Raw genomic sequence first — 22,850 nt, forward strand, 5'->3', positions numbered from 1 at the left:
TTAAGGCGCGAATTGGTTTTCAGACTTGCTGCGCGACCTCATCTGTCGGCGGTGGCGCGGTGTTGGGATCAGCACGTTTGAGCACCACGGTATCCGAAAGGTCAATGCGGCGCAGCTTCGTTTCGACAACTGTCACCTTCTCCACTTTTATTTTGACCGAAGGTTGCAGATGCCCTGCGGCAATTCCGATGATTTGGCGATCCTTGATGGAAAGGGAGACGCCCGCAACTTCAACCGTCAAACCAACAGGTATGCGAATTTTTCGCAAGTCGACCGCCTCACCAACGGTCAAACGAACCTCGGGGGTATGCGTCGATTTCAGTTTGTGTTTCAACAGCGCTGCAACCCGTGTCTTACCGTCCATCGGGCCTTTTTCCCCCACCAGAGCCTGCACAGACTTCATACCTTCCCACGCCTTCAAAAGCGTATCGATAAGTGAGATCGACAGCGCCTCTTCAACGGCAGTCGCCACCGATTTGTGCAGAGTTCCTGCGTCCAACTCCATTCCGGCAAGACGCACGCCCGGTTCCCCTTCGTTCAGCGCGGATTTGACGGCGTCGACCACATTGCTGAAATCGGTGGGCGGGATAGCAGTTTCCAGCGTTTCAATGCTGTCGGTCATGGCTCATCGCTCCTGTCTTCTTCCCGGATGATTGTGATATCGGTTCGTCCACCCCGATCAACTGTCAGGGTGATCGTCGGCATCTGATCTGGTTCGACTGAAATATCTGGTGTGGTGTCGGGCACCGCATACACGTGGGGCATGATCCCCGACGCTAGGGGCTTTGGCTGCCGCGCTTTCTTAAATGGTCTGAAACCTCTGAGCGGCCAGATGAAACTGCCAAGCAGTAACAGGCCGACAATGCCGGGAACCAGCCAAGATGGCGGACCAGCGGCTGGTCGGCGCAGCGCAAGTGCGCGTTGGTCGCGTTCCTCACCGGCCCCGTCGTGCACACGGATCACCAGCGGACGGTTCACACCTGGAGGCGGCATCGCAACAGCAACCGCGCGCCGTTCACCGGTATAGGACCAGACTTCCGACGTGCCGTCACCCAGCTCGACGCTCAGTTCCGCATCCGGCCAAGCGTTCAGAAGATCTACAACAATCTTGGCTTCAGGCTCCTCGGTCTCAATTACATTCCCCTCAAGATCACCGGCTTCAATCTGCAATCGCATGTCCGCCAACCGAAAAAGTGTGAGCGATTGCCGCGCGCGGATCGTACCTTCCCTATCCACAGCAAGAAACGTGGCGGTGCCGCTATCGCCGGGACGGGGCATGGGCAGATCGACCGCAATCGGCACCTCTTCATAGCGACGCTGATCGACCACGCCGGGATCGTTTGTCTGCCATTCGACGCTAGCATCGGGCCACGGGTCGCGCAGGGTCACCTGCACCTGCACCCTGTCCGTGCTGGCCACAATTCGTCCGTTCCGCAGGTGATCAGAAGCCAGATTAAGCGTCATGTCCATCATGCGCCGAAGGGTCAGACGTGTCTGGGCAAGAACACGTGTGCGGCCGTCCAGGGCGTCAAAACGAAGGTCCAGTTCGGCGCCCGGGTTGAGCGCGAAGTGATAGGGTATGTCTTGGCCCTGAGCACGGCGGTCCGCTTCAGCGACACGGCCCCCGGCTGTTACGCGGACCCACTCTACCGCTGCTGTTTCACGCGGATCGCTAATCGACACGATCACCAATTGTTCAGCATCAGTCGGATCGCTTTGCACCCGTCCGGTGATGCCTATGCGCGCACGCGCCAGTGCCGCTTGCAAGGCGGGCCAGTTGTTGACAGGTGCTGGCTCGAACCGCCGGATCGCCCCACAACTTCCCCCACCAATAAGCCCGTCGACAACACCTGCATTAAGCCCGAGGGCGTTCAGATCAGACTGGATCTGCCGCGCCATTGCAACATCTAACCCGTCGGGTGGCCCGCAAGCCGGAATACGGCGGATGAAGACGCTGCGCGTTCTTGGGTTGCCCAAACGATCCTCGGCAGAAATGACAACTCGCGTTTGTGCGTAGTCGTTTGGCAAACGGATCATGATCTCAAATCGATCCCCATTGCGTTGAACCAAATTTGCCCCGCTTGCATCTGCTCTGGCAACGCCACTTGGATCAGTGATGTCGGCAACTATGGCGACCGACCCCGATGAGGCGGTGAATTCATTGGCCACTGGCTCAATCACCGGACCATCACGGTCTGTCTGCGTAGGCGTGGGCTCGGGGCGCGCAGAGTCTAGAATCGCTCTGACCCACCTGACCGCCGCACCTTCGATCAGAAGGGTGCAACGACCGGTACGCAAAGCCAATGATCCGGACCGGATTGTCGTCACCAATGTTCGGATGCCACGTTCATTCAGAAACCGTGCAAACGCCTGATCATCTGTGCAAACAACTTGTCTTTGCAGGAACCGCTGCAGGTTAACATCCGACTGCCCAGCCAACATACTACTTAACAGCGATCGCATTCGATCATCGCCAAGTGTCAGCCCGTCGGGAAGGTTTTGCGCAAACGCATGGGTCAGCAATATCCAGATAAAAAGCACGGCAGAAACACCGTGGCGAAACCAGCGCATCTTACTATCCAATCGAAAAATGATCTGCGGAACGCGCCCAGAAACAGCATCGATACTAACACAACTTAGCAGAGAATCCCATATTCGCACCAATGACCCGCTAACTAGAAGCCACGATCGGTTGGGGGAACGGGGTTACTCATGTGTACTGAAATGACCATTTGGTGGGAAGTAAAAGAGACCGAAATCCGCCGGTCAGAAACATCAAAATTGACAGGATGCGATTGTCCAAAATGGTTGATCAATCTGCCCCAAATTGTCCGACTGTTGCAAAAAAAGCGACCTGAGGCGAGAATAGGCCCATTATTTAAAACCTAAAATTGATTCTATTTTGAATATCTTACCGAGGAGTTTAGCTATGATACTCCGTGTTATTTGGTTTGTTTTGGCCGGTCTGTTGATGCCATTCTCAGCATCGGCCCAGCTTTTTTCTGGCCCGAAAGACGAAGCACTTCTGGTCGGGCGGGACGAAACCACATTCCCCCCAGCGGACGAAGATTATTTCGCAGATATGGACAACGGCATTGCCCTGACATCTGACGAGATTAAAGGTCGCAACATGTGGATGGTTTGGACCGGCGGCAATGATTTGCTGTGGGACACGCTGACCGTAGACACGTTTGGGCAGTTTGATCTGCTGAAAACCCTGTCTTCGCATCCCAGCCTGCCCGCCAAACGGTCAAACCGTTTCGAATATTTGGGCCTGATCAACGAACCTTGTTTCAACGAGGCAACCAGCCCGGTTGAAGACCGCCACGGGCTGTGGCTGGACATAAGGCGCGACGATTGCACGCCCGACCCCTTCGCCAATGCCGAAAAATATCCGGGCGTCGAAATTGGCGCGCGCGGGCGCAACATGCCCATCTGGTCCTACTACGGAGAGCCCACGGGCGTTCTGGGCCTGCGTCTTTTCCCGAACCCCGAATTTGACGAACGCGCCGAAGAACGCTGGGACGCCGAACGCTTTTACAACGATCCCGATTACTATAATGACGACGACCTCGTGCGACCCTATCGGGTTGGCATGTCCTGTGCGTTCTGCCATGTCGGACCGAGTCCGATTGACCCGCCCGCCGACCCGGAAAATCCGGAAATGCGCAACCTGAACGCCACCGTGGGCGCACAGTATTTCTGGTTCGACCGGATCTTTGCTTGGAAGCCGGACAAGCGGCAATACATGGTGCAGCTGATCCATACGGCGCGGCCCGGTACGCTGGATACCTCGCTTGTGTCGCCCGATTACATCAACAACCCGCGCACCATGAACGCGATCTATCTGCTTGAGGAACGTCTGGCCGTCGCCCGACGCTTTGGAGAAGAACGGCTTGAGGGCGGCGAGTTGGACAACAAGCAGTTTCAGGATTACGTGCCCGAAGGCCCCCTGACCGAGTTTTTTGAAGAGCCTGACCTGAGCTTCAGCCCCCGCGTTCTGAAGGACGGGGCAGACTCCGTCGGCGCGCTTGGGGCGCTCAACCGCGTTTATCTGAACATCGGATTGTTCAGCGAAGAATGGACCCGCCATTTCAACCCCATCGTGGGCGGAAAAGACATCACGCCGATCAAGATCGAGACCGCGCAGAAAAACTCGGCTTTTTGGCGAGCGACAGAAGATCAATCCCCACTGACGGCGCTTTATTTCCTGAAAGCAGGTCGCCCCGACCGGCTCGCAGAAGCGCCGGGAGGCGACGCGTTTCTGACCGAGGACGCCGAACAAGTGGATCGCGGCAAGATCGTCTTTGCGGAAAACTGTGCTGGGTGCCATTCGTCGAAACTGCCGGAAAGCGCATACGAAGCCATGCCGGGCGGCTGTTCCGGCTCCGGATATCTGGAGTGTTTCAACCGTTATGGCGAGTTGACGCGAACAGATGATTTCAAAGCTCAGATGCGCGAGATCGTGCAGGCCGATGACTTTCTGAATGGCAATTACCTGTCCAGCGAATTGCGCATTCCGGTGACGTTGCTGGAAACCAACGCCTGCAGCCCGCTGGCCACCAATGCGATCGCAGGCAATATCTGGGACAACTTCTCGTCTTCGACCTACAAGGCGCTGCCGTCTGTGGGGACGATCAAGGTGCATCATCCGAAGACGGGCGAGGAATATGAATACGAGATGCCGGCGGGCGGGCGCGGTTACACGCGTGTGCCGTCGCTGATCAGCCTGTGGTCCACCGCGCCCTATCTTCTGAACAACACGGTGGGGTATTACAACCACGACCCCTCGGTCGACGGGCGGATGGCGGCGTTCGAGGACGGGATCACCAAGATGCTGTGGCCGGAAAAGCGGCTGCGCGACACTGTGCTGGGCGACAAGGTGCCCGGCCTGATCGACCGCACGACGGAACAAAGCTATCTGATCGTGCCGCGCGGGTTTCAACCCGATTTTCTGGTGAAGCTGCTGACGCCTTTGCGCGATGATCTGCCGTGGCTTTTTGATCTGGACGGCAATATCGAACTTGGCCCGATCCCCGCGGGTACGCCCGTCGGGCTTTTGGCGAACCTGAACATCCGGCTGGATCAGGCGGACCTGCTGGAGCGTTTGGGCCATGATTTCGAGCTGGCCAAGCTGATCATCAAGATCAAGCGCAACCTGAAGGAGCTGCCCGATGATGCCAGCGACGAACAGGCCCGCGCAATCTTTGCCGACCTGATCGAGCCGCTTCTGGAGTTGAGCAAATGCCCCGACTTCGTGGTCAATCGCGGCCATTACTTCGGCACCAAGCTGGAAGATGACGACAAGCACGCGCTGATCGCCTTTCTCAAGCGGTTTTGAGGGCGGGGCGGTGGGCGCGGCGCATGACTACATCGTCGTCGGCTCGGGTGCTGGCGGCGGGACACTGGCCGCGCGGCTGGCGGAACGCGGTATGCGGGTTTTGTTGCTTGAGGCTGGCGGCGACCCCCGATCCGCCAAGGGTGACGTGCGCGGGATGGAGGCGGCGGGAAACCGGCTGCCCGACGATTACGACGTGCCCGCCTTTCACCCGTTTGCAACCGAGAACGCCGCGCTGCGCTGGGATTTTAACGTCACCCACCACGCGGATGCCGACCAACAGGCGCGCGACACGAAGGCAGGGCCAGAGGGTGTGCTGTACCCCCGCGCGGGCACGCTGGGGGGTTGCACGGCGCACAACGCGATGATCTTCATGTATCCCCACAACGCCGACTGGCAGGGGATCGCGGATCTGACCGGCGATGACAGCTGGTCGCCTGCGGCGATGCACAAGATCTTCCGGCGGCTTGAAAACTGCCGTCACCGCCCGGTGCAGCGCGTCTTGCACAGCCTTGGCATCGACCGCACCGGCCACGGGTTTGACGGCTGGTTGCCGACAGAAAAGGCGATCCCGCGCGCGGCCATTCGGGACGACGATATCATGGACATGCTGCGAAATTCCTTGCGCGAAAGCTGGGGATCGGCGCCGGGGTTTCTGAAGCGCCTGCGCTGGCTTGCCAACAGCGCTGCCGACCCCAATGACCGCGACCGCATCGGGGATGACGCGGTCGGCATGGTCTATACGCCGCTGACCACGCAAAACGGCGTGCGGGTGGGCACGCGCGAGCGGGTGCTGGACGTGGCACGCCGCCATCCCGACCGGCTGACGGTGGAGCTGGACGCGCTGGCGACGCGCGTGCTGCTGGATGATGACAACCGCGCCATCGGAGTTGAATACCTGAAAGGTACGCGGCTTTATCGCGCCCACGCCGCCCCAAGTGATGCGCCGGGCGAACCCAGGCAGGCGCTGGCCGGGCGCGAGGTCATTCTGGCCGGTGGCGCGTTCAACACGCCGCAGCTTTTGATGCTGTCGGGCATCGGCGACCCGGACGAGCTTGTCCCCCACGGGATCACGCCGAAGGTCGCCTTGCCCGGTGTCGGGCGGTCGTTGCAGGACCGATACGAGGTCGCGGTGGTCAACCGAATGGCTTTTGATTGTTGGGACAGCATGAAAGACTGCCGATATGCCAAGGGGGACGCGCTGTGGCAGCAATGGCAGACCCGTGGTGACGGGATGTATGCCACAAACGGAGCGGCGCTGGGGATCATTCGCAGATCGTCCGAGGCGCAGATTCTGCCCGACCTGTTCTGTATGGCGCTTCTGGGGCGGTTCAGCGGGTATTATCCCGGCTATGCCGCCGATCTGGCCCAAAGTCGCAACCATCTGAGCTGGGCGGTGCTGAAGGCGCATACGCAGAACCGGGCGGGCCGGGTGACGCTGGCGTCAGCCGATCCGCGCGATCCGCCTCTGATCGACTTCAACTATTTCCCGGACGGGGGTACGGACGACCTGTCGGCGGTCGTCGAAGGTGTCAAATTCGTCCGCAAACTGTGCCAGCCCCTACACGACTCCGGCCGCATCGCCGCAGAAGAAATCCCCGGCCCCGACGTGCAAACCAATGCCGAGATTGCACAGTTCGTGCGCGACAACTGCTGGGGTCACCATGCGTCATGTTCCTGCCCCATCGGCCCTGCGGATCAAGGCGGCGTTCTGGATAGCCGCTTAAGGGTGCACGGCACCAAAGGCTTGCGCGTGGCCGATGCTTCCGTTTTTCCACGCATCCCCGGATTTTTCATCGCGTCCGCTGTTTATATGGTTGGCGAAAAAACGGCCGAGATGCTGCTGCAAGACGCGCAATCCCACCCCGAACGAGAGGAGATGCACTATGGCACATGATATCGACACATTGATGGATATGGAGCAGGACGCGCTGGATGATTTGTTCTCGAGCGTACCTGCAGGTCCTATTCCGGATGGCGAGGCTGAAGGCACGGCAATTATCGCGCCGGGCACCCGATTCACGCCACTGATCTCGCGTTTCATCAATGGGTTTGCGTGGCAAGGAAAGGTCTTTGACAGCGACAAACAGGTTCTGAAAAACCGCATCCTGCCCTTCGGGCTGAACGCCATTCTGGCCAAGGTCTATGTCGAAAAAAGCTGGCTGGATGGCAAGGACTGCATCGTGCTGGACTATTCCGACACCTCGATCGTGGCGCAATGGATCCGTGACGAGATCCGCCAGATCGGACCGGGCATCTATTTGGGCAAGGTCTATTGGGACGACACACGACTGATCGATTTTGCACTTGAATTCAAAGTGGAAGACAACGGTAAATGACTGGGCAGGACACATTCTTCATTCTTGCCCCGGTCACCGAAGGCCGGGCGCAAGGGCTCGTGTCCTTGCTGGAAAGCATGACAGTAAAACCGGGGTTTGCCGACCCTGACAACACCCTTGTGCCGTTTGGGCAGTTTGATCAACTGCACGTAGCGCGGTTCTTTTTGGTGCAGTCAAACACCTGGCGTGATGTCGAAGCCTATGGCCGTTCGCCGCGCCCCTACCCCCTGGCGCTGGCGTTTCTGGGCGATGTGGACGGGGATCGCGATGTGTTCCTGCGTGAACTTGTCACCCGCTGCGCCGACGGGTTGTCCGAGATTTTCAGCCATTGCGAAGGCGTACATCACGGCACGGACCTTTTGCGCTGGATGGAAGATCACAACGTCGAGGAAGCCGCCAATTATGTAAACATGCGGGGGCGTACGGTCGCACAGATCCGGCAAGAGGCCGCGCTGGCCGCCGCCCTGCATAATGAGCTGGATGGGATCGTCAAGTCACACGGAAATGCGGACGCCTTCGGCTTGCACCGCCATCTGACCGAGTTCGTCGCGCGTCAGAAAGCCAGCGGGCGATTGCACTTGACCCAGCCTGTGCGGGCGACATGGGGTGAATGGCTCATCGATAAACTCGACCTGATCAGCCTGCCCCTTCTTGTCTTGCTTTTGTCGCCACTGCTTGTGCTGCTGTCGCCGCTTTTTCTCTTGCGTCTGCGGATGGCCGAACGGTCCGACCCGGAAATCCTGCCTCGTCCCGATGATGACCACATCGTTGATCTGGGCCGATACGAGGATCACGATGTGACCAACCCGTTCTCGGCCTTTGGGGATGTAAAGCCCGGATGGTTCCGCCGCTCTGTCACAACTGTCGCGCTGTATTTGTTGAATTATTCGGCAAGGCACATCTATGGCCGGGGGTATCTGACGCGGGTTCAAACAATCCATTTCGCGCGCTGGGTTTTTGTCGATGACAAGCGCCGTGTGATGTTTTGCAGCAATTACGACGGGGCGCTGGAAAGCTATATGGATGATTTCGTGAATAAGGTGGCATGGGGGCTCAATCTCGTGTTCTCAAACGGTGTTGGGTATCCGACCACACGGTTCCTGATCAAGGGTGGTGCGGCCCAAGAGGTGAAATTCAAGCGCTATTTGCGCAACCGTCAATTGCCTACGCAGGTCTGGTACAAGGCCTACCCCGGCCTAAGCGCCCGCGATCTTGCGCGGCATAGCGAAATTCGCAGAGGTCTTGAGGTGCGTCCTGACGGCGCGCGCGCTTTGCGCAACTGGTTGGCCAAGATATGACCCGCGCACCCGACATATCCAACGAACCGGTCGCCTTTGACGACATGCAGGGCCTGATCCGTTTTGGCCATGGTGCTTTGGTCGAAGCAGCGTTCATCCTGTGCACGATCCGCGATCCAAAGGCAGCCGGCGAATGGCTGGAACAGGCGCCTGTGACGTCGGCAGAGACACTTGACGCCCCGCCCAAGATCGCTTTGCAGGTGGCGTTCACCGCGACAGGCCTGCGCGCGATGGGGTTGGATAAAGGGCATATTGCTGGGTTCTCCCAACCTTTCCTATCCGGCATATCGGGCGAGGATAGCCGATCGCGCCGGTTGGGCGACACCGATGCAAATGCGCCGTCAGAGTGGGATTGGAAAGGGGCGGACTCGCACCTGTTAATCATGCTCTATGCCCGCAAAGGTGGATTGAACGCGTGGAAAAACAAGATCCTAGATTCTTCGTTTTTCGCCGCCTTCAAAGAACGACACAGCTTCCCCACCCGCCCCAATGACGGGTTTGAGCCGTTCGGGTTTCGCGACGGAATCTCGGAACCCAAGATCGACTGGCAAGACGCCCGCCCCCCGGCAAAACACGGGCGCGAAGATTTCAGCAACTTGATTTCACCCGGTGAGCTCGTTCTGGGGTATCGCAACGAATATGACGAACGCGCGGACTTGCCCGAAGCCGATCTGGGGCGCAACGGCAGCTATCTGGTGATGCGACAACTGGCGCAGGACGTACCGGGGTTCTGGAACTATCTGGACAAGGCAACGGGTGGCAACGACGAACAGCGCGAGCTGTTGGCGGCGCAAATGGTCGGGCGCAGACGCGATGGCACCCCCCTGATCCACGACCGACACGACATCGCGGGATCTCCGCGCAAGAACGACTTCTCCTATGACGACGACGTGAATGGCACCTCGTGTCCGCTGGGTGCACATATCCGCCGCGCCAATCCGCGCACGGGCGATCAGCCACATCGCGGTCAGGGGCGGCTTGGCTGGCTTCTAAGCACGCTGGGATTTCGCAGGCGACGCGACAAGCTGCCGGGGCGGCATGACCTTATCGCCTCGACCCGTTTTCACCGACTGGTGCGGCGCGGGCGGGCCTATGGCAGCTCGCTGACGCCCGAAGCTGCCTTGCGACCAGATGCACCGACGGACGCACGCGGGCTGTTTTTCATCTGCTTGTGCGCCGATCTGGTGCGCCAGTTCGAGTTTGTGCAAAATGCGTGGATCGCGTCGCCCACCTTCAACGGTCTGACGGGCGAGGCCGACCCCTTGCTGGGCAATCGTCAACCCTTCAGCGGCGTGGCCAGTGACGGGTTCACCATTCAGACGCCTTCGGGCACCGGACAGCGTCTTGCCCCCCTGCCCCAATTCGTGACCGTTAAAGGCGGTGGCTACTTCTTCCTGCCGGGTCTCAGCGCCCTACGCATCATAGCCCGCCATGGTAGACAAGAGGTCTGAATGCGAAAAATCCTAGTCCCCCTTCGCCGCCTGTTCCACCGCGCCACACAGGTCGGCCTGCAAATCGAGCGGCGGTTGGAACCGTTCTTTCGCCGCCGCCTGAACGATCTGGTTCGCGCGCCGCTGGCCAGATGGATCCAGCGGATGAAGAACCGAAAGCGTCCGGATCTTGGGTTGGCCTTGGCCGAGGAGAAGATATTCGATTGGGAAGAGGAAGCGCTGCAAACCATCATCGACGAAATGCGCGAGCAGATGAACTTGCATTTTCAGCCGGGTGCCTATGAGCGCGGTGGAAACACCAAGACACATGGTCTGGTCCGCGCAACCTTCACCGTGTTGCCTGACCTGCCCGACCATCTGCGCACAGGAGTGTTTGCGACCGAACGCGATTATCCAGCTTATATCCGATACGCTGGCCCCGGCCCGGATGTGCCCGAAGACATTCGCGATGTGGGCTTTGGTTCGATGTCAGTCAAACTGATGGACGTGCCCGGCCCGAAGCTGATGGACGAAGAAAAGTTCACGCAAGACTGGCCCGCCGTTGTGACCCCCACATTCGTCACCCCCGACGCCCGCGAAAACGCCAAGCTGCAATATTGGAGCACCATCGACGAGCCGCTTTGGTACTTTCTCAACCCGAAAGACAGCCATTTACTCGACTTCCTGATGCAGGGCTTGTGGAACGAAACGCAGTATAATCCGCTGGGGCAACGCTACTACAGTTGTGTGCCGTATCTGTTGGGAGAAGGTCAGGCGATGCTCTATTCCTATGTCCCGCGAACGGATGTGCCAATGGACATTCCCGGTGTGCCCTTTGGCCGCGTACCGCCCAATTATCTGCGCGACAACATGGCCCGGACCTTGCGTGCGCAGGCGGTCGAATTTGACATGGTCGTGCAGATCCAGACCGACCCGCACCTGATGCCAATCGAAGATGCCTCGGTCCTGTGGCCCGAAGACCTGTCACCGTGGATTCCGGTCGCGCGGATACATATTCCCATACAGGACTTCGACACCCCCGCGCAGATGGCCTTTGCCCGTAGCATGCGCATCAATCCATGGCACGCCCTGCCCGACCATCGCCCGCTGGGCAATCAAAGCCGCGCGCGGCGGCGGATGTATCAGGAACTGGCTGCGTTTCGGCAGCACATGAACCGGACGGAGCATGTCGAACCGACGGGGGAAGAGCAATTCGATGCTGCAAATGGCTGATCGGTGGCATCCTTGGTCACAGGACCTGCTACGCGCTGGACAACATCATGTAGCGGTCTGACGATCTGTCCTGCTACGTCTCCGGAACGTCATGCAAATGACTAGTCAATACCGCATCCGTCGCGTTCTACGACCAGCGGCCTGCCGTGCTAGAACAGCCGCCGGGTCAGCTTTCGCGATTGGCGGGCGCGTTTAGCTATGTCTTTGCCTTGTCCGGCCTGACTGTCGGCGCGGGTGCGTTGTTCGTCTGTCATCTGTTCGCGCTGCTTTCCCCGGCGCGAGGCCATATCGATCCCCATATCGACACCCTTGTTGACCAAACGGCGAGTCACCTGCCGGATGATCATGTTGATGATCTGGTTAGCGTTCATATCTGTCTCCTGCCCTTTGGTCGGATGTTAGCTGTAAACTCGGGCAATTTCACGTCGTTTCAAAGATTGGTCGCAGATAGCATCAATCTTCGAACAACTCGGACTGGCCCTCGGGGCTTTCGTCTTCGTCGTCGGTTTCCGGGCCGGGCATTGCACCGGGCGGCGGTCGACTTTCCAGCAACCCGGCCGAGCGCAGCTCCTTCAAACCCGGCAGATCGCGGGCGCTTTCCAGCCCGAAGTGGTCCAGAAACTCAGACGTCACAACAAATGTCACTGGTCGGCCCGGCGTCATCCGGCGGCGACCGAAACGGATCCACTCCATCTCGATCAATTGGTCGATGGTGCCACGACTAACGGACACGCCGCGGATTTCTTCAATCTCGGCCCGGGTGACGGGTTGGTGATAGGCGATGATTGCCAGCGTTTCGATGGCCGCGCGCGACAGCTTGCGCGTCTCAACCGTTTCTTTTTGCATAAGATAGCCAAGGTCCGGCGCAGTTCGGATCGCCCAGGCATCGCCCACCTTGACCACCGAGACACCGCGCCCCTCGTATCGTTTGCGAAGATACACCAGAGCTTCTGCAGCATCCGCGCCATGGGGCATACGCGCCTCAAGCTCTTTCACCGTCACTGGATTAGCAGACGCAAACAGGATGGCCTCGACCATGCGTTCCTGTTCGCCCATCGGTGGGGCTTCGAACAAGCTGTCATTTGCCGCATCCGCACGGCCTTCGCCCGTCACATCATCACGCGTTACATCATCCGTCATTCGATTTCCTGCGGATTTGAATGGGGGCGAATACATCGCCTTGTCGAAGTTCAACCGCGCCACGTTTGGCCAGTTCCAACGTGGCTGCGAAATTTGCCGCTGTGGCAGATCTGCGGCGGGCCGGGTCGGTTTCCCAGCCTTCCGGCAAGTACGAAGTCAGATCGGTCCAGTCGCCCGCATAGCCGATCAACCCGCGCATCCGATCCAGCGCCTGTTCCATGGTCATCACCGCATCCCGGTCCATGATAAAGGGGCGAAATTCATCTTTGGTGCGAATGCGGGCGTAACCCTGCATCAAATCCAGAAGGTTCGCGGTATAGGTCACGCGGCGCACACGAGTGACATCTTCGGGAATGCCGCGCGCAAAGAAGTCGCGCCCCAACTGGTCGCGCGCCATCAACTTGGCGGCGACATCACGCATTCCCTGCAATCGCTCTAGCTGGAAGGCAAGATGGGCGGCCAGTTCTTCGCCGGACGGGCCGTCTTCGGATGGATCAGGGGGCAACAACAGGCGAGATTTCAGAAACGCCAGCCACGCGGCCATCACCAGATAATCCGCCGCCAGTTCGATGCGCAGATGACGCGCTTTCTCGACAAATCCCAGATATTGTTCGGCCAATTCAAGGACCGAGATCTTGCGCAGGTCGACTTTCTGGGTGCGGCTGAGCGTCAGAAGAAGGTCAAGCGGGCCCTCGAACCCCTCGACATCGACGATCAGTGCCTCGGCCGCCAGACGCGCCGAGACCGACATCGCGTCGCTTTCAAATTCTTCAGTCTCGCTCATCCGTCGCCTGTTCAGACCTCTGACCTGTCATCAGGGTCTGAAACTCTGCGTCAAGCGCGGAAATGTCAACAGGATCGGGCGTGCGCCGCCATTCAAGCGCAGCATTGGCGCGCTCCAACGCAGGCCCCGTCAGCTCTCCGGCGGCATCGGCCACTTCTTCCATCTGCTCCAACACACCGTTGCAGTGCAAAACCATGTCGCATCCGGCCTGAAGCGATCTGCGTGCCCGAAGCGAAAGCGGACCGTCCAACGCCTCCATCGACAGATCGTCAGTTATCAGAAGACCCTCAAATCCGATCTGTTCCCGGATAAGATTGATGACTATCGGGCTTTGCGTCGCTGGGTTTTCTGCGTCGATGTCTTCATAAACCACATGTGCAGTCATCCCGATGGGCAATCCCGCCAAAGGCTCAAACGCCATGAAATCAGTGCGCCCTAGTTCTTTTGTCTTGGTCTTAACGCGTGGCAATTCCTGATGACTGTCCAGATTGGCGCGCCCCTGTCCGGGAATGTGTTTGACGACGGGCAGAATACCGCCTTCCAACAGTGCCTGCGCCACGGTCCCCGCCCGTTCAGCAACACGCACCACGTCCTCGCCATAACAGCGATTGCGCAAGATCGGATGGGTATCGGTGTTTGCAATATCGGCTACCGGCGCGCAGTTGCCGTCGATTCCAACCGCCAGCAGTTCGTCAGCGATCAGGCGATAACGGATGTAAAGCGTGCGCAAAGCATCACTTTTGTTGAAATTCACCTGATCCAGTGCTGGAAGCCACTCGCGCCAATGCGGGCCTGTCATCCGGGCCACCCGACCACCTTCTTGATCAATGAAGATCGGCACGTCCCGTCCAACGGCACCGCGCAGTTCCGCCGTCAGTGCACGAATTTGATCAGGGTTTTCGATGTTGCGGGCAAACAGAATGAAGCCCCACGGCTGGGCACGTTCGTAAAAATCACGCTCGGATTGTGATATCCGCGGCCCTTCGCATCCAAAAATATACGCGCCCGGGCTTTGCATCTCAGCGATTCACAACCGGAATACAGGCCGCTTTTGAAGCCATCAGAACCGAACAGAAGCGACGCGCATCGGCAAGGTCTTCGAAACCCACAGCTCGAAGGCGATAGAAGGTTTTACCACCAGATTGGGCTTTTTGGACCACACGCGATTTGCCGGTAAAATAGTCTTCAAACTGCGTCGTCAAACGGTTCCACTCAGCACGGGCAACATCGGCGCTATCGAACGCGCCAAGCTGAACCAGCCGAGTGCCCGCAGCGACCTGATCCGGCGCAACCTCTGTCGCGACCACGGCGGGAGCAGCAGGAGGCGTGGCGGCGACACGTGTGGTCAGATCAGCCGGACGGCCTGTTGGGCGCGGCGATTGGCTTACACCAGGAACCGAGGCGGGAATGATTTTCACCGCAGCGGCGTCGGGCAAGGCCGCAGTTGCGTCCGAAAGTGATGCCAGTGTCGTCTCTTCCGACGCGGCTCCCGAGAGTGGTTCAACATCTGCTGCGATCTGTTCGGCAATCGCAAGCGCCGCCGCTACGGGATCAACCGAAGCAGAGTCAGCGTCCGGCAGGATGGCAGAGGCTTCATGCAACGGCAGTTCTGCCCCCGGCGCGGTATCGGTGCGGGTTGCGACTTCGGTTGTCATATCTTCGTCCGCAAGGTCTTCTGGCGCGGGCGCAAGCACCAGACGGTCAGCTGGCGCTGCAGCCTGACCTTCAGATTGCACGTCATTCACAGCAAAGCCCTGATGGGCTGCGGATTGACCGCCAGGGTTGTCCGGCTGCACCCGCATAGGTCCTTCCAGCGCCCGCACGACGGGAATGCCCGTGACATCGCGCACTGCCAGCTTATACCCCCAAACACCCAGGCCAACGATCAATGCCAGAGACAAGACCGCACCGGAATAGTTGACCAACGTACCGAACCCACCGGGCGCAGAAGGTGTGTGGGTTTGCGGCTCATCTTCAGCCATGTTTGCCATCGGGGCGTCATAACCACCTTGGGGATGCTGCGATGGATGCATTTGCGGTCCACCATGGGCGGGATGAAGATACTGCGACGTGGCTTGATGCACGAACTGCGGCGCTGCCTGACGTGTCGGAGCCACCAACGGCGGCTCGGCCCGATGCGGTGACGCATAGCCCTGATCATACTGATTGTTGAACGTTGCCTGACGGGTCCCGGGACCCCAGTTCGCTTCTGCCATAATGCCTCACCTCCGGATGCAAACGCACCGGCCATTACTGGCTCTGTCTGCGTCCCGTTCCGGTTACTGCGTCAACCTCTTGCCTGCCAAAGCTGCCCTTGTGATCAGCGCATTTCTTCCGCAGGTGTGACGCCCAAAATACCCAAGCCTGACGAAATGACAACGGCTACCGCGCGCGGCAGGGCAATTTTCGCCGCTGATGAGTCTTTCTTGCCATCCTGAAGGAAGCGAAGTTCCGGCTTGTCATTGCCCCGGTTCCACAAGGCGTGGAAATCGGACGCCAGTTCATAGAGGTAGAAGGCGATGCGATGCGGCTCATGCGTGCGTGCCGCGATCTCAACAAGGCGGGGCCATTCGGCAAGTTTCTTGGCCACGGCGATCTCCGCCTCATCCTCGATCTCGGGTGTGTTGGTAAAGGTGATCCCTTGATCCTCGGCCTTGCGCAGAACCGAGCGGACGCGCGCATGAGCGTATTGCACATAGAACACAGGGTTGTCGCGGCTTTGCTCCAACACCTTATCGAAGTCAAAATCCAGCGGCGCGTCGTTCTTGCGGGTCAGCATGACAAAGCGGGTCACGTCCGACCCCACCTGCTCGACCACATCGCGCAAGGTCACAAACGTCCCCGCCCGCTTCGACATCTTGAACGGCTCGCCATTCTTGTAAAGCTTCACAAGCTGCGTCAGCTTGATATCCAACGGCACCCGCCCATCCGACAGTGCCGACACCGCCGCCTTCATCCGCTTGACATAGCCGCCATGATCGGCACCGAACACGTCGATCAGCGCGTCAAATCCGCGTTCGACCTTGTCAAAGTGATAGGCAATGTCAGGCGCGAAATAGGTCCAGCTACCGTCCGATTTCTTCACCGGGCGATCCACGTCATCACCGTGATCGGTGGATTTGAACAGAGTCTGCTCGCGCGGCTCCCAATCTTCGGGCTTCTTGCCTTTGGGCGGTTCCAGAACGCCTTCGTAGATCAAGCCTTTGCTCTCAAGTGCCCCTAACGCATCTTCGATCCGGCCTGTGCCATAGAGCGATTTTTCCGAGAAGAAGACATCCATCTTCACCCCCAGCATCGCCAAATCCTCGCGGATCAGGTCCAGCATCTTGTCGGTCGCGAACTCACGGATTTCAGCCAGCCAGAATTGCTCGCCCTTGCCAACGAACGCATCGCCCACCTTGTCTTTCAACGCCTGCCCGACAGGCACCAGATAATCGCCCGGATAGGTGCCGTCCTCGAACGCCACCTCCTGACCATGTGCCTCCAGATACCGCAAATAGACCGAGCGCGCCAAAACATCGACCTGCGCCCCACCATCGTTGATATAGTATTCCCGCGTCACCTCGTGACCCGAGAAATCCAGAAGGCTCGCCAACGCATCGCCGAACACCGCGCCGCGCGTGTGGCCCACATGCAAAGGACCGGTCGGGTTCGCCGAGACATATTCCACATTTACCTTCTGCCCCGCCCCCATGGACGAGCGGCCATAACCGTCACCACCAAGAATGTCCTCAACCAGTTTTGCCCAGATTGATGCATCCAGCCGCAGGTTCAAAAAACCCGGCCCGGCCACCTCGGCCACTTTGATGCGATCATCGGCGGCCAGCTTTTCTGTCAACGCCTCTGCAATATCGCGCGGTTTCATCTTGGCGGGCTTGGCCAGAACCATCGCCGCATTGGTTGCCATATCCCCATGGGCTGCATCGCGCGGCGGCTCGACCGCCACGTTGTCAAAGCTCAGCCCCTCGGGCAATGCACCCTCGGCAACCATCGCATTCAGCGCGTCGATGACAAGGCTGCGAATATCGGCAAACAAGTTCATGGGTATGGTCCTTTTCTCTCCGCCGCACTCCTAGCAGCCCCGCTCCAAAGGTCAAGCAACGCGAGCGATGGAACACAGGCTAGCCGGTTTCTTCTGGCTCAAAATATCCCAAGGGTGAGGGACACCGTCCCGAGGGGGCAGCGCCCCCTAGCCCCCCAATCCCAACCGTTTGTGTTCCTGAAGGGCGAAACGGTCGGTCATCCCGGCAATGTAGTCCGCCACCAGACGCGCCAGACGGCGGTCACTGGTGGCAGCTTCGATCTCGGCCCGCCATTCGCCGGGCAGATCGGAGGGGACTGCACGATAATGTGCAAACAAGTCTTCGACGACCCGTGTCACCCGCTCGCGCATCGCTACAACCGATGGCGCACGATACATACGCGTGAACAGGAATTCCCGAATAACCTTCAGATCTGCCCACAGCGCAGGCGAGAACCGGATGACCGCATGATCCAATGCACGAATATCTTCGACCGATTGAGGCCCTGCCTCTTCCAACAAAGCCTGCGAGGTGGTCAGCACATCTTCGACCATCACGCCGAACACCCGGCGCAGTGCCTCGTGTCGACGGCGGCCTGCATCCAGACCGGGATAAAGCGCATCCACCTCGGCTATTGCGGGTCCGACAATCGGGAGCTCGGCGATCTCATCCATGTCAAACAGTCCCGCGCGCAACCCGTCATGCAGGTCGTGATTGTTATAGGCGATATCGTCGGCCAGCGCGGCGGCCTGTGCCTCGGCGCCTGCATGGGTGTGCAGTTCCAGATCGTGGCGCGCGTTATATTCCGCCAGTGCAGGTGGCAGATCGCCCGTCACGGGTCCGTTATGTTTCGCAATCCCTTCAAGGGTTTCCCATGTCAGGTTCAACCCGTCCCATTCCGCATAGTGACGTTCCAGCGAGGTCACGATCTTCAACGCCTGCGCGTTGTGATCAAAGCCGCCAAAGGGGGCCATCATCGCGTCCAGCGCATCTTCGCCCGTATGCCCAAAGGGTGTGTGTCCCAGATCATGGGCCAGCGCCACGGCCTCGGTCAGATGACTGTTCAGCCCCAGCGCACCTGCTATGGTGCGTGCCACCTGTGCCACTTCGATCGAGTGGGTCAACCGCGTTCGGAAATAATCGCCCTCGTGTTCCACGAACACCTGCGTCTTGTGCTTCAACCTGCGAAAAGCGGAGCTATGGATGATCCTGTCGCGATCTCGTTGAAACGGTTCGCGAAAGGCGCTTTCGCCTTCGTCATAGAGCCGCCCCCGGCTGCCACCGGGATGGGTTGCATAAATGGCGAGCATACTGCCCCCTTCTGCCTGTCACCGCTGGCACACCGGGATGTCCCGTCCCAAACACACCTTCCAGGCGTCTTGTCGCGCGCCCGTGGCACCCCTATATTCCCTTTGGCGTGAACATGAAATGGAATTCCAATGGACCTGACCCTACCCCCTACCGTCACCGACCGCGCATTCGCGCGTCTGGCCGAAATCGGCGCGGGTGCTCAAGGCAAAGCCCTGCGGGTGGCCGTTGAAGGTGGCGGATGCTCAGGGTTTCAATATGACATTTCGCTGGACGACCCAGCCGAGGGCGACCTTGTGCTGGCAGGCGCGGGCGAACAAGTGGTGGTGGACGAGGTGTCCCTGCCGTTTCTGGCTAACGCGACGATTGATTTCAGCGAAGAGCTGATTGGCGCGCGGTTCATTGTGAACAATCCGAATGCCTCGGCGTCCTGCGGCTGCGGCACATCCTTCTCGATGTAATCCCCTTCCGATTGCCGACTGAATTGGCTAGGTGCAGCCCATGAATACCGATTGGGACACCATAATCATTGGCGCGGGCGCGGCTGGGCTTTTCTGCGCACCCTTCGCGGCAGCGAGCGGCAAGCACGTGCTGGTGATCGACCACGCCGCCAAACCCGGCGAAAAAATCCGAATTTCAGGCGGTGGGCGCTGCAATTTCACTAATATGCACGCGGAACCCGCGAATTTCACCGGCCAGAACCCGCATTTCCACAAATCCGCGCTCGCACGATACACCCAATGGGATTTCATCGCGATGATCGACCGCGCCGGGATAGCGTGGCATGAAAAGACGCTTGGGCAATTGTTTTGCGACGGGAAATCCACGCAAATCATAGACCTGCTGGTTCGGAACCTGAAGGATGCAGGGGCCGAGTTGCGTTTGTCCACCTCGGTTGAAACTGTGACCCAGTCAGATGGCGGCTTCGCACTGGACACCACGGCGGGTCCATTGACCTGCCGCAACCTCGTCCTTGCCACGGGCGGCAAGTCGATCCCCAAGATGGGCGCAACCGGTTTTGCCTATGACATCGCCCGCCAGTTCGGCCACGAGGTCATCGAACCACGCCCTGCACTCGTTCCCCTGACCTTCCCCGAAGGCCGCTTTGCCGCCCTGTCAGGCGTGTCACTGCCCGTCCGCGTCTGGACCGACCGTGCGTGCTTTGACGAGGCGATGCTGTTCACCCATCGCGGTCTGTCCGGGCCTGCGATCCTGCAAATCTCATCCTTCTGGCGCGAGGGTGAACCAATCCATATTGACCTGACCGGCGGGCGCGACCTGTTCACCACGCTCCGCTATCAACGGCAGGCCGAGGGGCGGCGACAGATCTCGACCGAACTGGCGCGCCATCTGCCTGCACGTCTGGTGGAGTTTCTGACGACGGACTGGGCCGACCAGTTCGACATGACTGCGCGTCTGGCAGACCAGTCAGACACCGCGTTGCGCGCGCTGACCGACCAATTGTCTGACTGGAAGCTGACCCCGTCCGGGTCCGAGGGCTATCGCACCGCCGAAGTCACGCTGGGCGGTATCGCCACCAAAGGGATCGACAGCAAGTCCATGATGTCAAAAACCGTCCCCGGCCTCTACTTCATCGGGGAATGCGTGGATGTGACAGGCTGGCTTGGCGGGTTCAACTTTCAATGGGCGTGGTCCAGCGCCCACGCCGCCGGGCAGCATATCGCCGAGGCCTGAAACCCATCGCTTGCACCCCCGTCCGTTTGCGCCCACATTGGCCGCCAAACACAGGAGGGGCTTCATGAAAATTGCCAGTTTCAACATCAACGGTATCAAAGCGCGTTTGCCCGCGCTGATGGACTGGCTGGACGAGGCGCAACCTGATGTGGCGATCTTGCAGGAGATCAAGTCGATCGACGAGAATTTCCCGCGCGAAGCCTTTGAGGACAAAGGGTATAATGTCGAAACCCACGGACAGAAAAGCTTCAATGGTGTGGCGCTTCTGTCCAAGCTGCCGCTGGAGGATGTGACGCGCGGCCTGCCCGGTGACGACGACGACGAACAGGCACGCTATATCGAGGCGACGGTCGTGGGCGATCACGCGGTGCGCATCTGTGGCCTCTACCTGCCCAACGGCAACCCGGTGCCGGGGCCGAAATACGATTACAAACTGGCGTGGATGGACCGCTTGCGTGCCCGAGCCGAGGAATTGCTGGCGGATGAGATGCCGTTCCTGATGGCCGGGGATTACAACATCATTCCCCAGCCCGAAGACGCAGCCCACCCCGAGGCCTGGATCGACGACGCGCTCTTCCGAACCGAAAGTCGCGAGGCTTGGCGCAAGATCTTGAACCTTGGCCTGACCGAAGCCTTCCGCGCTCGCAATCAAGCCCGCGAACACTACACTTTTTGGGATTTCCAGCGCGGCGCGTGGCAGCGCAATGATGGTATTCGCATCGACCATTTCCTGCTGTCGCCAGAATGCGCCGATCTTCTGACCGACTGTCAGATTGACAAGGATGTACGCGGACGCGAAAAGCCGTCGGATCACGTTCCGATCTGGGTTGAGTTAGCGGCATAAGGACCTGACATGAAAAGAAAAATAATCATTGATACCGACCCTGGCCAGGACGATGCAGTGGCCATTCTTCTGGCCTTGGCCAGCCCCGAGGATATCGAGGTTCTGGGCATCACCGCCGTCGCCGGAAACGTGCCCTTGGCGCTTACGGCCAAGAACGCACGGATCGTTTGCGAGCTTGCGGGCAAACCCGACACCAAGGTGTTCGCGGGCTGTGATCGCCCGCTGCGCCGCGACTTGGTCACGGCGGAATATGTGCATGGCAAGACAGGCCTGAACGGCCCGGTTCTGCCCGACCCGGTGATGCCATTGCAAGACCAGCACGCAGTCGATTTCATCATCGACACCTTGCGGGCGCATGATCCGGGCACCGTGACACTTTGCCCGCTCGGGCCGCTTACCAACATCGCCACCGCCTTTGAACGCGCGCCTGATGTTGTCGAGAAGGTGCAGGAGATCGTCCTGATGGGCGGCGCTTATTTCGAGGTGGGCAATGTCACCCCGGCAGCCGAGTTCAATATCTATGTCGACCCGCAAGCCGCTGATATCGTATTCAGGTCCGGCGTCCCACTGGTCGTGATGCCGCTGGATGTGACCCACAAGGCGCTGGTGACGAAGGCCCGGAATGACGCTTTCCGCGCCCTGCCGGGTGACGTGGGCCACGCGGTCGCCGAGATGACGGATTTCTTCGAACGGTTCGACAAGGAAAAATATGGCTCGGACGGCGCACCGCTGCACGACCCCACCGTCATCGCCTATCTGATCCAGCCGGACCTGTTTTCAGGGCGGCATGTGAATGTGCAGATCGAGACCCAATCCGAGCTGACCATGGGCATGACCGTGGCCGATTGGTGGGGCGTAACCGTCCATGCACCCAACGCGTTGTTCGTCGGGGATCTGGACAGCGACGCTTTCTTCGCCCTTCTGACCGAAAGGATCGCCCGATTATGAGCAGCCTGCGCCTTGCCACCCCCGAGGATCTAGATCGGCTGATGCCGCTTGTCGCCGGGTTTCACGCCCAAAGTGGCATTGAACAAGATGAAGACACGCGACGCGGCGCGCTTGTTCCTTTGCTAGACGGTTCGCCACATGGGGCAATCTGGATGATCGGGCCGCGAGTAGCACCGGTTGGATACATCGCCGTTGCCTTTGGCTGGTCGATCGAATTTGGCGGGCTGGATGCCTTTCTTGACGAAATCTATGTCCGCGAAAAGGTGCGTGGGCGTGGTATGGGCAGCGAGGCATTGGCGGCGCTGGTGCGCGCATTGTCCGAGCAAGGCGTGGGTGCAATGCATCTGGAGGTCGAAGCCGACAATGACCGCGCCCGACTGCTATATGAGCGGATCGGCTTTCGATCCCGCAATCACTATCACTTGATGACGCGGGTGATGTAGCGACCTGATAACTCTGCTAAGGTTGGGG

20 protein-coding genes are annotated in these 22,850 nt (G+C 59.3%); 11 read left to right on the forward strand and 9 right to left on the reverse strand.

Features of this window, described 5'->3' with window-relative positions:
* Positions 1-19: 19 nt before the first annotated feature.
* A complete protein-coding gene (locus tag MWU51_RS08465) occupies positions 20-622 on the reverse strand; it encodes a hypothetical protein (protein ID WP_247036348.1) in 603 nt (200 codons plus the stop codon).
* The gene (locus MWU51_RS08470; RefSeq protein WP_247036349.1) at positions 619-2,571 is read right to left on the reverse strand and encodes a hypothetical protein; all 1,953 of its coding nucleotides are present in this window, start codon (positions 2,569-2,571) and stop codon (positions 619-621) included. Before MWU51_RS08470 ends, MWU51_RS08465 begins: the two co-directional genes overlap by 4 nt.
* Positions 2,572-2,929: 358 nt before the next feature.
* Between MWU51_RS08470 and MWU51_RS08475 the strand changes: the two genes are divergently transcribed.
* The 6 genes from MWU51_RS08475 to MWU51_RS08500 are packed head-to-tail and all read left to right on the forward strand — an operon-like array spanning position 2,930 to position 11,638.
* A complete protein-coding gene (locus MWU51_RS08475) occupies positions 2,930-5,341 on the forward strand; it encodes a hypothetical protein (RefSeq protein WP_247036350.1) in 2,412 nt (803 codons plus the stop codon).
* A 10-nt stretch (positions 5,342-5,351) separates the two neighbouring features.
* Positions 5,352-7,235 (forward strand): GMC family oxidoreductase, encoded by a 1,884-nt coding sequence (locus MWU51_RS17135; RefSeq protein WP_247036351.1) that lies wholly within the window; start codon positions 5,352-5,354, stop codon positions 7,233-7,235.
* Complete coding sequence (locus MWU51_RS08485; protein ID WP_247036352.1) at positions 7,225-7,677, forward strand: hypothetical protein; 453 nt, start codon at positions 7,225-7,227, stop codon at positions 7,675-7,677. The genes MWU51_RS17135 and MWU51_RS08485 overlap by 11 nt, the downstream gene beginning before the upstream one ends.
* A complete protein-coding gene (locus MWU51_RS08490; protein ID WP_247036353.1) occupies positions 7,674-8,975 on the forward strand; it encodes a hypothetical protein in 1,302 nt (433 codons plus the stop codon). The genes MWU51_RS08485 and MWU51_RS08490 overlap by 4 nt, the downstream gene beginning before the upstream one ends.
* The gene (locus MWU51_RS08495) at positions 8,972-10,426 is read left to right on the forward strand and encodes a hypothetical protein (RefSeq protein ID WP_247036354.1); all 1,455 of its coding nucleotides are present in this window, start codon (positions 8,972-8,974) and stop codon (positions 10,424-10,426) included. Before MWU51_RS08490 ends, MWU51_RS08495 begins: the two co-directional genes overlap by 4 nt.
* Positions 10,427-11,638: a catalase family protein gene (locus MWU51_RS08500; RefSeq protein ID WP_247036356.1), complete on the forward strand. Its 1,212-nt coding sequence runs from the start codon at positions 10,427-10,429 to the stop codon at positions 11,636-11,638. It abuts the gene before it with no gap.
* 149 nt (positions 11,639-11,787) lie between these two features.
* On the opposite strand, the gene MWU51_RS08505 is transcribed toward MWU51_RS08500, so the two are convergent.
* The 7 genes from MWU51_RS08505 to MWU51_RS08535 form a co-directional block, all read right to left on the reverse strand.
* Positions 11,788-12,009 (reverse strand): hypothetical protein, encoded by a 222-nt coding sequence (locus tag MWU51_RS08505; protein ID WP_247036357.1) that lies wholly within the window; start codon positions 12,007-12,009, stop codon positions 11,788-11,790.
* A gap of 82 nt (positions 12,010-12,091) precedes the next feature.
* Positions 12,092-12,778: an SMC-Scp complex subunit ScpB gene (gene scpB / locus MWU51_RS08510; RefSeq protein WP_247036359.1), complete on the reverse strand. Its 687-nt coding sequence runs from the start codon at positions 12,776-12,778 to the stop codon at positions 12,092-12,094.
* Entirely contained in the window at positions 12,768-13,562 is a 795-nt protein-coding gene (locus tag MWU51_RS08515) for a ScpA family protein (RefSeq protein ID WP_247036362.1), read from the reverse strand. The genes scpB and MWU51_RS08515 overlap by 11 nt, the downstream gene beginning before the upstream one ends.
* Positions 13,549-14,580 (reverse strand): glycoside hydrolase family 3 N-terminal domain-containing protein, encoded by a 1,032-nt coding sequence (locus MWU51_RS08520; protein ID WP_247036365.1) that lies wholly within the window; start codon positions 14,578-14,580, stop codon positions 13,549-13,551. The genes MWU51_RS08515 and MWU51_RS08520 overlap by 14 nt, the downstream gene beginning before the upstream one ends.
* Before the next feature lies 1 nt (position 14,581).
* Complete coding sequence (locus MWU51_RS08525; protein ID WP_247036367.1) at positions 14,582-15,778, reverse strand: SPOR domain-containing protein; 1,197 nt, start codon at positions 15,776-15,778, stop codon at positions 14,582-14,584.
* A gap of 104 nt (positions 15,779-15,882) precedes the next feature.
* A complete protein-coding gene (argS, locus tag MWU51_RS08530) occupies positions 15,883-17,604 on the reverse strand; it encodes an arginine--tRNA ligase (RefSeq protein WP_247036369.1) in 1,722 nt (573 codons plus the stop codon).
* A 147-nt stretch (positions 17,605-17,751) separates the two neighbouring features.
* Positions 17,752-18,894, reverse strand: coding sequence for a deoxyguanosinetriphosphate triphosphohydrolase (locus tag MWU51_RS08535; RefSeq protein ID WP_247036371.1), 1,143 nt, complete (start codon positions 18,892-18,894; stop codon positions 17,752-17,754).
* Between the two features lie 135 nt (positions 18,895-19,029).
* Here MWU51_RS08535 and MWU51_RS08540 point away from each other — a divergent pair, with 135 nt between their 5' ends.
* From MWU51_RS08540 to MWU51_RS08560, 5 genes are all read left to right on the forward strand, one after another.
* Positions 19,030-19,353 carry an iron-sulfur cluster assembly accessory protein gene (locus tag MWU51_RS08540; protein ID WP_247038777.1) on the forward strand — a complete coding sequence of 108 codons (324 nt, stop codon included), beginning with the start codon at positions 19,030-19,032 and terminating at the stop codon, positions 19,351-19,353.
* Positions 19,354-19,393: 40 nt separating this feature from the next.
* The gene (locus MWU51_RS08545) at positions 19,394-20,587 is read left to right on the forward strand and encodes an NAD(P)/FAD-dependent oxidoreductase (protein WP_247036373.1); all 1,194 of its coding nucleotides are present in this window, start codon (positions 19,394-19,396) and stop codon (positions 20,585-20,587) included.
* Positions 20,588-20,651: 64 nt separating this feature from the next.
* Positions 20,652-21,431 carry an exodeoxyribonuclease III gene (xth, locus tag MWU51_RS08550; RefSeq protein WP_247036376.1) on the forward strand — a complete coding sequence of 260 codons (780 nt, stop codon included), beginning with the start codon at positions 20,652-20,654 and terminating at the stop codon, positions 21,429-21,431.
* 9 nt (positions 21,432-21,440) lie between these two features.
* Positions 21,441-22,379 carry a nucleoside hydrolase gene (locus tag MWU51_RS08555; RefSeq protein ID WP_247036378.1) on the forward strand — a complete coding sequence of 313 codons (939 nt, stop codon included), beginning with the start codon at positions 21,441-21,443 and terminating at the stop codon, positions 22,377-22,379.
* Positions 22,376-22,822, forward strand: a complete 447-nt coding sequence (locus MWU51_RS08560) for an N-acetyltransferase (protein ID WP_247036381.1) — start codon at positions 22,376-22,378, stop codon at positions 22,820-22,822. The genes MWU51_RS08555 and MWU51_RS08560 overlap by 4 nt, the downstream gene beginning before the upstream one ends.
* Positions 22,823-22,850: the final 28 nt, after the last annotated feature.

It is taken from the genome of Aliiroseovarius sp. F47248L (assembly GCF_023016085.1).
Taxonomy (GTDB): domain Bacteria; phylum Pseudomonadota; class Alphaproteobacteria; order Rhodobacterales; family Rhodobacteraceae; genus Aliiroseovarius.